Raw genomic sequence first — 12333 nt, forward strand, 5'->3', positions numbered from 1 at the left:
CCAGGGGCCGCCGTCGGCGCCTAACACCGCTCTTAAACACGTTTGCCCCAGGAGTCCGGCATTTCTGCCGAATAGTCACTGGGGCGTGTACGTAACCAGTCTTGCACGGGTCCCGCGACCGATCAAACCCGGCGACACGGTAAGCAGCCTGTTCATCCTTTCGAATGACCGGGGGTGTCGGTGGCTTCGCCTAGGCTGGAGCAATCATCCCTCGCAGAGGTTCTGTGGGGAGTTACCGAAATGGAGCAGGGATGGGTGTTTTTCGGCGCGTCATTTTGCCGGTTGCCTGGTTGTTGGTTTTCGCAATTATCGCCGTGGCTTTGGTCAAGATCGCCTTCATTGATGGACTCAAGTCCACAGCTTCGCAGCCGGCTCCGTTGGCCGAAGTGGACATTCCGATGGTCCCGGCCACGCGGGCCACCGTCACCAACACTGTTCAGGTCAAGGGCACCGTTCAAAGCAACGCCGCCGATCCCGTCCGCAGCACCGCTGCAGGCAAAGTGGTGAAAGTCTTTGCTGAACAGGGCGCAACTGTGGAGAAAGGCACGCCGCTCTTCCAGGTCAAAGCCGAGCGCGTCGCCACGAACACACAGGTGTCCAAGGACGGTACGCCGCCAAAGCCCGTGTACGACTACCTCGATGTCCTCGCGCCAAGCGGCGGAACGCTGTAATCCTTAACAACGCTGATCGATCAGCAAGTCACCGTTGGCGAAACGGTCGGCAAGGTGGATCCGGGCACGTACGTCGTCTCGGGTTCCGTGACCGCAGCCCAGCAGTACCGCCTGTTGGGCAAGCCAGGTCCGGCGGAGATCGCTTTGGTGGGTGGCCCGGCGCCCTTCCAGTGCACTGAGGTGACGCTCAAGAACAACGCGTCCGACGACGGCGGCGCGGGCTCCGGCGGTTTGTCCGGCTCCGGCGGAGGTGCTGGCATGGGAGTTGGCGCGGCAATCGCTGGGCCAGGTTCCAGCGGCCAGTCGCAGGAGGACAGCACTCCCACCGGCACACTGAGCTGCGCTGTTCCCTCCGACCAGGAAGTCTTCGCCGGCCTCGGTGCCACCATGACTGTCAGCGCTGGCGTGGCGACCGACGTCGTCACCGTGCCCTTGACGTCGGTGAAGGGCAGCGTGAAGGACGGCATCGTCTGGACGTCCGGTGTCGCCGGGGGAGCTCCTGAACAGCGGAAGGTAGAGCTCGGCTTGAACGACGGATCTGTGGTTGAGGTGGTGTCCGGCCTGACTGAAGGCGAACAGGTGCTCGAGTTCGTTCCCGGCGCTCCCGCCGTCCAGGGCCCGATGATGGGGCCGGGGCCAGTGACACAGATCCAAGCAGGCTAGGGCATGGAGTCTTCGAACAACAACGAAACACTGGTCAGACTTCGAGAGGTGACCCGCTCGGTCAAGCTGCCGGACGGGCAGCTGCTGCAGATCCTCCGTGGCGTGGATCTTGAAATACAAAGCGGCGACCACACCGCGATCGTCGGCCGATCCGGCTGCGGCAAATCGACTCTGCTCAACCTCCTGGGCCTTTTGGACGTGCCCACATCCGGTGAACTCGAGTTCCTTGGGCAGCCCGCGGAACGCCTGGGCAGCAACGCCCGGTCTCGGCTGCGCGGATCCACTGTGGGATTCGTGTTCCAGCAATTCAACCTGCTGCCCGGCCGGAGCGCGCTGGACAACGTGATCACACCGCTCCTGTACGCCAAGGGCAAGGATTTTTGGCGTCGCCGCGAACTCGCCATGGACATGCGTGGCAGGAACTCCGCATCAACAAAGTGCGCATCCTCCTGGCGCTCCTTGGTGTTGCCCTTTCCGTGGCGGCCCTGACGTCCGTTGTGGGACTCGGCAACCTCGCACGGGAAGGCTACAAGGAGCAATCCGAACGGAACGGAGGGCGGGCCGCCACGTTGTCATTGGGCGTATATGGCCCCACAATGCCCGATCCCGCGGAAGTTGAAAAGGCCTACCAGGGCATCCAGCAGCGCTATGGCATCACCACGTCCACCCATGTGGGCCGTACCCAAGCTGGCTTCCAATTCCCCCGCGGCGTCACGAACGTGGACATGACCATCGTGGACGTGGGCTATGGCGTCATCCACCGCGTCCCCCTGCTGATGGGAACCTGGTTCGCTACCGATGACGACCAAAGGATGGCACCCGCCGTCGTGGTTTCCGAAGCCTTCTACAACCAAGCCGGCCGGCCCAACCTGACAACCCAGCCAACGGTTTCCATCCCGGGCGACCAGCCTGCAACGGCGGTGATTATCGGCGTCGTTCCTGACGCGTGGCCGGAGACGCCGCCCGCCGCATTCATTCTTACCAAAGCTGCGGCGTTGGCCGGTATGGCACCTGATATGTCCGAGTTCAAGGTTTGGGTGGGCGAGGAACAAGCGGATGCGCTGACCGCCGCGATCTCCGCCGACCTCCAGGGTCAGTTCCCTGCGTACTCCGCCCAAGCCAGCCGGATGGACTACGCCGCCCACGGTGATCCGTTGGCCCCGGTCCAGTTGGTGGTGGGCGGCGTCGCAGGGTTGGTGCTGCTGCTTGGGGCTGTGGGGATGTTGAACATCTCCATGGTCACCGTGCGCTACCGCGTCCGGGAGATCGGCATCCGGCGCAGCTTCGGGGCCACGTCTGGCCGCATCTTCTTCGGGGTCATGATGGAGTCCGTGGTGGCCACCGCAGTTGCCGGCCTGGCCGGAGTGATGCTGGCAATCGCGGTGGTAAAGAACCCCTGGATCGAGTCAAAGGTGGCGCCGGGCCTGTCAGAGCACCCGGCGTTCCCCATCGAAGCCGCCCTCCTCGGTTTCGGGGCGGCCGTCCTTGTAGGCGCACTCGCGGGAGCGATTCCCGCGCTCGTCGCGGTGCGCGTGAAGGTTATTGACGCGATCCGGTTTTGAGTTCCTCCGTCAGGCGGCCTTGCTGAAGCCGGAAGCGTCGATCCGTCTTCTGGGCCAGGGAGCGGTCGTGGGTTACTACCAGGATGGTGGTGTTGTGGTCACGGCTCAATGAGCTCAGGAGCTGGATGATGTGCTCGCCGGTCTGTTCGTCGAGGTTGCCGGTGGGCTCATCAGCCAGGATCAGCTTGGGTTCGTTGGCCAGCGCGCGGGCGATGGCCACACGCTGCTGCTCACCACCGGAAAGGCGGTTGGTCCGGCGGGAGTGCTTCTCCGGATCCAATTGGACCTGTTCCAGGAGTTCCTTGGCGCGCTGCAGCCGCGCTGACTTCCGGACCCCAGCAAACTCCATGGGCAGCATCACGTTGTCCACAGCGCTGAGGTTGGGAATCAGGTTGAACTGCTGGAACACGAAGCCGATGTCCTGGCGGCGGTACTCGGTGAGCTTGCCGTCCGGAAGGCCGGCGAGGCTCACGCCATCCACGACGACGTCTCCGGATGTGGGCTTGTCCAACGCACCCAGGAGGGACAACAGGGTGCTCTTTCCACTGCCGCTCTTGCCAACGATCGAGGCCAGCGAGCCCTTCTCCAGCTCGAAACTGACGCCGTTGACCGGCTTGATGGTCCGGTCTCCGGACTTGAACTGACGGACCAGGTCCTTGACTACGATCACGGCTACTCTCCTCGGAGTACTTCGATGGGACGGATACGGGCGGTCAGCAGCGCGGGAACCAACGCTCCGATGATGGCGACGGCGAACACCGCGGCGATGCCTGCAGCGAGGACGCCGGGGGAGACGCTCGCCGTGACGGAGGTCAGCAACTGGTTGGCTCCGCCGAACGGACCGCCCTGTCCACCGAAGCCGCCACCACCGGGAACGCCGCCGTTGGCCGCCGCCCCTGCCAAGCCGCCGCCGCGCTGGTTGGTGGTTGCCGCCGTCGTGCTTGTGTTGGAACTGATCAGCGCGGAAGCGATGCCGCCGCTCGCGAAGGACGCGATCGCCGCGCCCACCACGCTGCCCAACGCCACCAAGACCAGTGACTCGAGCACGAACTGGAGGCCGATGGTGCGGTTGCGGGCGCCGATGGCCTTGAGGACGCCGATTTCCCGTCGGCGTTCGCGGACCAGCATCACCATGATGAGCAGGATGATGAGCCCGGCGGTCGCGAGGGCGGCGATGAACGCAACGAGGGAGATGTTCTTGACGCTGTCCAGCGAGCTGACGGCAGTTTGAAGGTTGCGCTGGCCCTGCGTGACGTCGGCCTTGTCCGTACCGAGTGCGCTCTGCAGAGCGGTCTTGGTGCTGTCCACGTTCTCCATGCTGTTGACCGTGACGATCATGGTGGAGAGTTCATCAGGTGTTTCGGCCAGCGTCTGGGCCTCCGGGAGCGTCACGTAGACGGCGTTGTTGCCGAACGTGGTTCCGGCGTCGAACAAGCCTGCCACAGTGAAGGTCTTGTCCTGGATGGTGAAGGTGGAGCCAACCGTCAGGTTGTTCTTTTCGGCCAGTGTGGTTCCGACGATTGCCTTGGCTTCGGCCGCGGTGTAGTCGCCCAGGCCGGTGCCGCTGGTGATGTCCAGCGCCTTGCCGGTGCTGTCCACCTCGGCCCCGATGCCGGTGGCCGTGATGGGAAGGGAGCGGGCAGGTTGCGTAGTAGTGCTGCCGGTTGTTCCGCTCGCGTTGTTGCGGTTTCCAAGCGTTCCGGCATCGACGGCGGCGGTCAGGTTGGTGGTGACGGTGGTACCTTGCTGGCCGCCCGGGCCGCCGAAGCCTTGTTGCGTCGTGGCAGTGGTGCCGGTGGTCGCCGTCTGGAGTCGCAGCGCCTTGGTCCCGACGACGGACGTGACGTTTGCGACGCCCGCTGCGGTTTGCGCCTGGGCAGAGGTGAGCGGTTCGCCGCCGCCCTCAAAGCCCTGCCCGCCGGCCGGGTTCACCGTGAGGGTGGTGCCCACCGAAGCGTTGAGCTCCTGGACCTTGGCGCCCACGGCCTGGTTGGCCACGAGCATGGCCAGGGCCAAACCGATGGCGACGGCCAGGACGGCAACCACGGCCGCCGTTCTGATTTTGTTGCGGAAGGCATTGCCTACGCTTCGGGCAAGGACGCTCACGTTTCTCCTTTGGAGCTGCTCGGGCCGCGGGAGGCCCCGGCCCGCTGGACGCCGGCCGCAGATCCAACCTTCGTTAAGGCGGCTGTGCAGGAAGCCAGCCGAAGCTATGCGTGGGCTGTGAAGAATCAGGCGCAGCAAAAAGCCCCGGCAACAAAAAGCCCCGGCGCAGCAAAAAGCCCCGGCCCGCCTTGTGGGCGGACCGGGGCTCCGGTGTTGCGGGGTGCTACTTGGTGATCGGGCCGAGTACCGGATCGTCCACGTAAGCGGTCTTGACGTTCGCGGCGGTCACGATCTGCGGGGGCAGGAGGTACGCCGGAACGGTCTTGACGCCGTTCTTGTACGAATCCTTGTCGTTGATCTCCAGTTCCTTGCCTGCCTGCAGGTCCTTCACCATGGTGATGGCGTGCTCAACCAGCTTGCGGGTGTCCTTGTTGATGGTGGAGTACTGCTCGCCGGCCATGATGGACTTGACGGACTCAACCTCGGAGTCCTGGCCGGTCACGACGGGGAGCGGCTTGCCAGCGGCCTTGACGGAGGTCAGGACTGCACGGGCCAGGGTGTCATTCGGGGAGAGGACGCCGTCCAGGGATGCGCTGCCGTAGCTGCCGGTGAGCAGCGTGTCAGCACGGCGCTGGGCGTTTTCAGCCTTCCAGCCCTGGGTAACAGCCTGTTCGAATGCGGTCTGGCCGGACAGGACCTTGAGGGTACCGTCGTCGATCTTCGGCTTCAGGACGCTCATGGCGCCGTCGAAGAAGACCTTGGCGTTGGCATCATCCGGGGAACCTGCAAACAGCTCGATGTTGTACGGGCCGCTCGGCTTCTTGGCCTTCAGTCCGTCCAGCAGGGCCTGGCCTTGGAGCTCACCGACCTTGAAGTTGTCGTAGGCCACGTAGTAGTCCACGTTCTCGGTGTTCAGGAGCAGGCGGTCGTACGCGATGACCGTTGCGCCGGAGTCCTTGGCCTGCTTGAGCTGCGTACCCAGCTGTGCGCCGTCGATCGCACCGACGATGATCACCTTGGCACCCTTGGTGACCATGGCGCTGATCTGGTTCTGCTGCTCGGAAACGCCGCCGTTGGCGAACTGGACGTCGGCCTTGAAACCGGCGCCGGTGAGGCCGTCGTTGAACAGCTTCTCCGCGAGGACCCAGTTCTCACTGGTCTTCTGCGGAAGTGCGACGCCGATCAGCGAGTCCTTGGGGAACGCTTCCCCGCCAGCTGTGCTGCTGCTTGAGCCGCTGTCAGTGCGGCCGCAGGCCGTCAGCGCCAGTGCCGCGATGGCAGCTACTGCTGCTGCCTTTCCTGCTTTACCAAACATTCGCATATCTTGGTTCACTTTCTGTGTGGGTGGGGTGGAGCGAGTTCTCTGGGGTTTGTGACCGGGTAGGGTCAGGCTTCCTTGGAGATGACCTCTTTGGTGGAAGTGGTCTCGTCCGGTTTGATCTCGTTGTTGCGCTGGAAGTTCTTCATCAGCAGGCCCGTGATGGACCGCTTGCCCTGGGTCTTGTTGTAGACATCGAAGGCGACGGCGGCCAGGAGCACCAAGCCCTTGATGATCTGGGTAAGGTCGGCGCCGACGCCCAACAGCTGAAGGCCGTTGTTCAGCACGGCCATGACCAGGCCACCGACGATCGAGCCGATCACGGTACCGACGCCACCGGTGACGGCTGCGCCACCGATGAACACGGCCGCGATGGCGTCCAGTTCCCAACCCACGCCGTCGAACGGACCCGATGCCGTGGAGCGGCCGACGAAGATCATGCCGGCCAGGCCTGCCAGGACGGACATGTTCATCATGACCAGGAAGTTGACCTTCTTGGACTGCACACCGGAGAGTTCGGCAGCGTGGCGGTTGCCACCCACCGCGTAGACGTGGCGGCCGATGACGGTCTTGTCAGCGATGAAGCCGTAGATCAGCACCAGGACCGCGAGGATCAGGCCGGGGATGGGGAACGAGGTGCCGGGGCGGCCCGTGGCGAAGAGGTACGTGGCGTAGAGGATGGCGCCGCAGATGAGGACCAGCTTGGTGACTTCAACCCAGAGTTCCGGAACGTCCGCACCCAAGGCCTTGTTGGCGGCGCGGGCACGCAGGGACATGACCACAACGAATGCAGCTGCCAGGATGCCGATCAGGAGTGTCAGGTTGTTGAAGCCCGTGTTGGGACCGATTTCCGGGAGGTAGCCGGAGCCGAGGTACTGGAAGTCGTTGGGAACCGGGATGGTGTTGGACTTGCCGACGAACTGGTTGAAACCACGGAACAGGAGCATGCCGGCCAGCGTGACAATGAAGGCCGGGATGCCAACATACGCCGTCCAGAAGCCTTGCCAGGCACCGATCACCCCGCCGAGCACCAGCCCAAAGAGCACGCCCATGTACCAGGGGATGCCCCAGTCGCGGATGGCCAGGGCCACGGAAACACCGACGAAGGCGGCCACGGAACCCACGGACAGGTCGATGTGTCCGGCGATGATTACCAGCACCATGCCGATGGCCAGGATCAGGATGTAGGAGTTGCCGTTGAACAGGTTGATCACGTTGCCAGGGGTCAGCGTGCGGCCCTGCGTGAAGATCTGGAAGAAGACGATAAGTGCCACCAGGGCGAAAATCATGCCGAACTGGCGGGTATTGCCACCAAAGAGCTTCTTGAGCGCGTTCATTGTTTTGGTCCTTGGGTCAGGAAAGGGCGTTTCTGGGCCACTGGGTCAGGCTGTCTTGCGGTTGGAGGTCATGAGCTTCATCAGGCTCTCCTGGCTGGCTTCGTCTTTGTTCAGCACGCCGGTGATGGAGCCTTCGAAGATGGTGTAGATGCGGTCAGAGAGGCCCAGAAGCTCGGGGAGCTCCGAGGAGATCACAATGACTCCCTTGCCCTGGTTGGCCAGCCGCTGGATGATGCCGTAGATCTCGTACTTGGCGCCGACGTCGATGCCTCGGGTCGGTTCGTCCAGGATCAGGAGGTCCGGGTCGGTGAACATCCACTTGGCCAGCACCACTTTTTGCTGGTTGCCGCCGGAAAGCTTGGCAACGCCTTCCTCCACGGACGGGGTCTTGGTGCGCAGAGACTTGCGGTACTCCTCGGCAACCTGGAATTCCTTGCGGGTATCCACCACCGTGTAGTTGCTGATCTTGTCCAACGCCGCGGCTACGGTGGTGGTCTTGATGTCGTCCAGCAGGTTCAGGCCCAAGGACTTGCGGTCCTCCGTGACGTAACCGAGTCCGGCGTCGATCGCTTGGCGGACGGTCTTCAAGTGGACCGGTTTGCCGTCCTTGTAGACCTCGCCCGAAATGAAGCGTCCATACGAGTGGCCGAACAGGGACCGTGCCAGCTCCGTACGGCCGGCACCCATGAGTCCGGCGAAGCCAACGATTTCGCCGCGGCGGACGAAGAAGTTGGAGCCCTTGCAGATCAAGCGGTCCTGGATGGCCGGGTGGCCCACTGTCCAGTTCTTGACCTCGAAGAAGACCTCGCCGATCTTCGGCTCGTGGTCCGGGAAGCGAGATTCGAGCGTCCGGCCCACCATGCCCTTGATGATCCGGTCTTCGTCCACGCCGTCCCGTTTGACGTTGAGCGTTTCGATGGACTTGCCGTCGCGGATGATGGTGATCTCGTCCGCGATCTGCTCAATCTCGTTGAGCTTGTGGGAAATGATGATGGACGTGATGCCCTTGCCCTTGAGGCCGAGGATCAGGTCCAGCAGGTGCTGGGAGTCCGATTCGTTCAGCGCCGCGGTGGGCTCGTCCAGGATCAGGAGTTTCACGGACTTGTTCAGGGCCTTGGCAATTTCCACCAACTGCTGCTTGCCGACGCCGATTTCCTTGATGGGGGTGTCCGGGTCTTCGCGCAGGCCCACGCGGGCCAGCAGTTCGATGGAACGCTTGCGGGCCTCTGCCCAGTCGATGACGCCCCATTTGGTGGGTTCGTTGCCCAGGAAGATGTTCTCCATGATGGACAGTTCCGGGATCAGCGCGAGTTCCTGGTGGATGATCACGATGCCGGCGGCTTCGCTTGCGCGGATGTCCTTGAACTGCTGGGTTTCGGCTTGGTACACGATGTCGCCGGTGTAGCTTCCGTACCCGTAGACGCCGGACAGGACCTTCATGAGGGTGGACTTGCCCGCCCCGTTTTCGCCACAGATGGCGTGGATTTCGCCTGCCTTAACCCGCAGGCTCACATTCGACAAGGCCTTCACGCCGGGGAATTCCTTCGTGATCGAGCGCATCTCCAAGAGGATGGGATCACCTTGCGTGTCGAGGGTTGTCATCAGCCCTTACGCCTCCAATGCATGACTTCGTTGTCGGCCCCGCGGCAGCGGAGCTTTCTGATGAAAAAGTAAACTGGATCACCCGTCTTGTCGTCAAGACTTGAACACAAGAACCAGCTAACGATTTCGTTACTTCGCGGTAATACCCGCGTGTTGGAACACCAGGGCGGCTGCTCCAAGGGCTTCGGCGCGTGCGCCAAGGGAGGACATGGCGAGGTGTGTCGTCTCTCCCACCACAGGCACTGCATGCCTGACCAGACCCCGCCGGATGGGATCAAGCAGGAGGTCTCCCAAGCCTGCCAAGGGTCCGCCAACCACGATCACTTCAGGGTTGATGAGGTTCGCGACATTGCCCAGTGCCCTGCCCACGGCAAGGCCGGCATCGTCCACCACGCGCTGGGTGGCAGAGTCGCCGGCAAGGCAATTCCGGACGATGTCCTGGGGTGTCAGCAGGGTGTCCTGCCCGCGGCCCAGGAGTTCGATCATGGTGGTGGTGGAAGCAATGGTTTCAAGGCATCCGCGGTTCCCGCAGCGGCAAACCAAACCGTGCTCGTGGATGGTGGCATGGCCGATTTCGCCCGTGATCCCCACATTGCCGTAGTACGGAATCCCGTTGAGGATCAGCCCGGCGCCAATACCCGAGCCAACCTTGAGGAACATCAGGTTGGAGACGCCACTGTGCGGCCCCCACGTCACTTCGGAAAGGGCTCCAAGGTTGGCGTCGTTGTCAACAAAGACGGGGCAATTGAGGGCTTCCTCCAGTCTGTGAAGGATATCGATGCCCACCCATTCGGGGAGGATCGCACCTTGCGCGACGGTGCCCGATCTGCGGTCGATCGGGCCGGGAATACCTGCTCCGGCGCCCACTACGGCACTGGGATCGATGCTGTTTTCCTCCAGCAGTCGGGACAGCAGCCGCACGGCAGCGGCGATGCCCTCCTCGGCCTGGTGCCCCAGCGGAAGTTCGATGAATTCCTCGGCGATTACGTGGTAGCCCAGTGATGCCAGGACCACCCGCAGGTGGCGGCGTCCAAAGTCGATTCCGACGGCGACGGCACCGTTGCTGTTGAGCCTCACATTGGTGGCGCGACGGCCGGAGCTGGTGGTCGGTTCCGTCGAGACCAGGCCGGCGTCCTGCATGATCTTGACGATGTTGGAGACCGTGGCCGTGGACAGGCCGGTCTGCCGGGAAAGTTCCGCCTGCGTTGACGGCCCACTTAACAGGCACTCGATGATCCGCTGCTGGTTCAAGTGGCGCAGGGCGGACTGCGAGCCTGGTTTTCTCGGGTGGCTCTTCGTTGAGCGCTGTGTAGCGGGCATGACAAGAAGAGTGCCCCATGTGACGGCTTGTAGTCAAGAAGTGAACACAGGGTGTGGCGGTTGGCCGACATACTCCAACACAAGTTGACGCTCTAAGTACCCGTTGTGGGGCCCGCTAAGCGCCCTAGATCTGGCCATTGGGGCGTAAAGCAGGCCCAGCAACGCAGGAAGTTCCCCGCGACGGCGTGCGATGCGCCCTGTTTTCCAACTGCCCGGGTCCAAATGTCCCAGCCGCCCAAGGCCAACCGTGCCTACGCTGGAAGAACGAAGTCTTCCCGGCCCACCAGCACCGGGACCCCGGAAAACCAAGGTGGTAATGATGCTGCTCTCAGTCCTGCAGGCCAACGCTTCCGTCCTGGACGTGGACGCCAACCTTCGGACCATCGAAGACGCGGCACGGCGTGCCGCGCAGGCCGGCGCAGCCATATTGCTCACGCCCGAGCTTTTCCCCGTTGGCTACGCGCCGCTGCGGATCCAGGCCGAACTCGACCCCCAAACCCTCCCCGCTATCCGCCAGCGCTTGGCGGACATCGCGCGGACGCACGGGATCGGTTTGGTCTACAGCCTCCCTGCACCTGCCCAGGAAGTGCACGACGACGCCGCGCGGCCAACTCCCGCAGGCGACCGCTGGCATATCTCGGCTACTTTGCTGGACGCCACCGGCGAGGAGGTCCTGCACTACAACAAGGTCCACCTCTTTGGCGGGGACGAACACAAGGCGTTTGTCGGCGCCCAGGAACCTCCCGCCGTCGTGGTCTTCAATGGAATCCGCACCTCGATGCTGATCTGCTACGACGTTGAGTTCCCTGAGGCTGTCCGGGCGGCCGCAAGCCGCGGCGCTGAGCTGCTGCTCGTGCCCACGGCCCTGTCCGCAGGGTTCGACAATGTGCCGCAGGTCCTCATTCGGGCGCGGGCCCTCGAGAGCCAGCTAAACGTTGCCTACGCCAACCATTGCGGGCACGAGGACATCTACAACTTCCTGGGCGGCAGCGTCGTTGCAGGGCCGGATGGTTCGCTGCTCGCCTCGGCAGGGGATGGACCTGCGCTGCTCTTCGCCGAGGTCGGCACCGACACCGTCAAAGCAGCCCGGGCCGAAGTCCCGTACTTGAAGGAACGCCGCCCGGACCTTTATGCGAAGTGGGAGCTTTAGGCCGACGGCCGGGTGCCGAGGCTACGAACCCGGACCAGCGCTCGAACCGCTGCGATGAGCCCCACCGTAAGAACTACTCCGAGGATGGCTGGGTAGGAGGCCTCGAAACCGAGGCGGAAACCACCGTTTGCCATATCTTCGAGGTCCACCAGCGCCGCTCCGGTCAGGCCGGTCTCTGAAGAGATCCCAGCCACGAGGACTACCAGGAGCGCGCCCGCCAAAATGACAACGGTCGCCACAAGTGTTCCGACTATGTGCTTGTGCATTTGGGGCATGGCATGCTCCTTCAGGGATGGACGTGTGTGCCACGCACGTTACTCGACCAACCGCTCTCCACTGTTAGCGGCCATGAAAAACTGCCCATAGGCGGCCACGAAAATGCCCACTGACGGCCAGTAAAACTGCCCACCGGTGGCCATGAGATCTGCCCACTTCCTCAACTGAACCTGCCGCGTCTTAAGCGGCGGGGGCCTCTCCCCGGGATTTGATGACGGTGTCTAGTCGCACCAAAATGTCGTCCCAGGAAGAGGCCCTGTATGAAGCATGACGGAGAAATCATGGAAATTCTTGCTGCCTACGATCTGACAGGATCGTTGCGCGCCAC

12 protein-coding genes are annotated in these 12333 nt (G+C 63.2%); 5 read left to right on the top strand and 7 right to left on the bottom strand.

Annotated elements, in window-relative coordinates; all coding sequences use genetic code 11:
- Positions 1-251 precede the first annotated feature (251 nt).
- Genes ACH488_RS15080 through ACH488_RS15095 form a run of 4 tightly spaced genes read left to right on the top strand, consistent with a single transcriptional unit; the run spans position 252 to position 2896 of the window.
- The gene (locus ACH488_RS15080; protein WP_397325367.1) at positions 252-671 is read left to right on the top strand and encodes a biotin/lipoyl-binding protein; all 420 of its coding nucleotides are present in this window, start codon (positions 252-254) and stop codon (positions 669-671) included.
- Positions 672-725: 54 nt separating this feature from the next.
- Entirely contained in the window at positions 726-1334 is a 609-nt protein-coding gene (locus ACH488_RS15085; protein ID WP_397325368.1) for a hypothetical protein, read from the top strand.
- Positions 1335-1382: 48 nt separating this feature from the next.
- On the top strand, positions 1383-1823 hold the full coding sequence (locus tag ACH488_RS15090; RefSeq protein WP_397325369.1) for an ATP-binding cassette domain-containing protein: 441 nt from the start codon (positions 1383-1385) through the stop codon (positions 1821-1823).
- Complete coding sequence (locus ACH488_RS15095) at positions 1772-2896, top strand: ABC transporter permease (protein ID WP_397325370.1); 1125 nt, start codon at positions 1772-1774, stop codon at positions 2894-2896. The genes ACH488_RS15090 and ACH488_RS15095 overlap by 52 nt, the downstream gene beginning before the upstream one ends.
- Here the strand turns inward: ACH488_RS15095 and ACH488_RS15100 are convergent.
- From ACH488_RS15100 to ACH488_RS15125, 6 genes are all read right to left on the bottom strand, one after another.
- On the bottom strand, positions 2874-3566 hold the full coding sequence (locus tag ACH488_RS15100; RefSeq protein ID WP_397325371.1) for an ABC transporter ATP-binding protein: 693 nt from the start codon (positions 3564-3566) through the stop codon (positions 2874-2876). The two genes, ACH488_RS15095 and ACH488_RS15100, sit on opposite strands and share 23 nt — an antisense overlap.
- Positions 3567-3568: 2 nt before the next feature.
- Complete coding sequence (locus ACH488_RS15105) at positions 3569-5002, bottom strand: ABC transporter permease (protein WP_397325372.1); 1434 nt, start codon at positions 5000-5002, stop codon at positions 3569-3571.
- Between the two features lie 223 nt (positions 5003-5225).
- Positions 5226-6323: a substrate-binding domain-containing protein gene (locus tag ACH488_RS15110; protein WP_397325373.1), complete on the bottom strand. Its 1098-nt coding sequence runs from the start codon at positions 6321-6323 to the stop codon at positions 5226-5228.
- 65 nt (positions 6324-6388) lie between these two features.
- Positions 6389-7657, bottom strand: coding sequence for a multiple monosaccharide ABC transporter permease (gene mmsB / locus ACH488_RS15115; RefSeq protein WP_397325374.1), 1269 nt, complete (start codon positions 7655-7657; stop codon positions 6389-6391).
- Positions 7658-7702: 45 nt separating this feature from the next.
- Positions 7703-9259, bottom strand: a complete 1557-nt coding sequence (gene mmsA / locus ACH488_RS15120; protein ID WP_397325375.1) for a multiple monosaccharide ABC transporter ATP-binding protein — start codon at positions 9257-9259, stop codon at positions 7703-7705.
- Positions 9260-9388: 129 nt separating this feature from the next.
- Positions 9389-10579 carry an ROK family transcriptional regulator gene (locus ACH488_RS15125; RefSeq protein ID WP_397325376.1) on the bottom strand — a complete coding sequence of 397 codons (1191 nt, stop codon included), beginning with the start codon at positions 10577-10579 and terminating at the stop codon, positions 9389-9391.
- A gap of 319 nt (positions 10580-10898) precedes the next feature.
- Here ACH488_RS15125 and ACH488_RS15130 point away from each other — a divergent pair, with 319 nt between their 5' ends.
- Complete coding sequence (locus ACH488_RS15130; RefSeq protein WP_397325380.1) at positions 10899-11729, top strand: carbon-nitrogen hydrolase family protein; 831 nt, start codon at positions 10899-10901, stop codon at positions 11727-11729.
- Here the strand turns inward: ACH488_RS15130 and ACH488_RS15135 are convergent.
- Positions 11726-12004 carry a hypothetical protein gene (locus tag ACH488_RS15135; RefSeq protein WP_397325377.1) on the bottom strand — a complete coding sequence of 93 codons (279 nt, stop codon included), beginning with the start codon at positions 12002-12004 and terminating at the stop codon, positions 11726-11728. The genes ACH488_RS15130 and ACH488_RS15135 overlap by 4 nt on opposite strands.
- Positions 12005-12333 lie beyond the last annotated feature (329 nt).

It is taken from the genome of Paenarthrobacter sp. NPDC018779, from assembly GCF_044391085.1.
Taxonomy (GTDB): Bacteria; Actinomycetota; Actinomycetes; order Actinomycetales; family Micrococcaceae; genus Arthrobacter.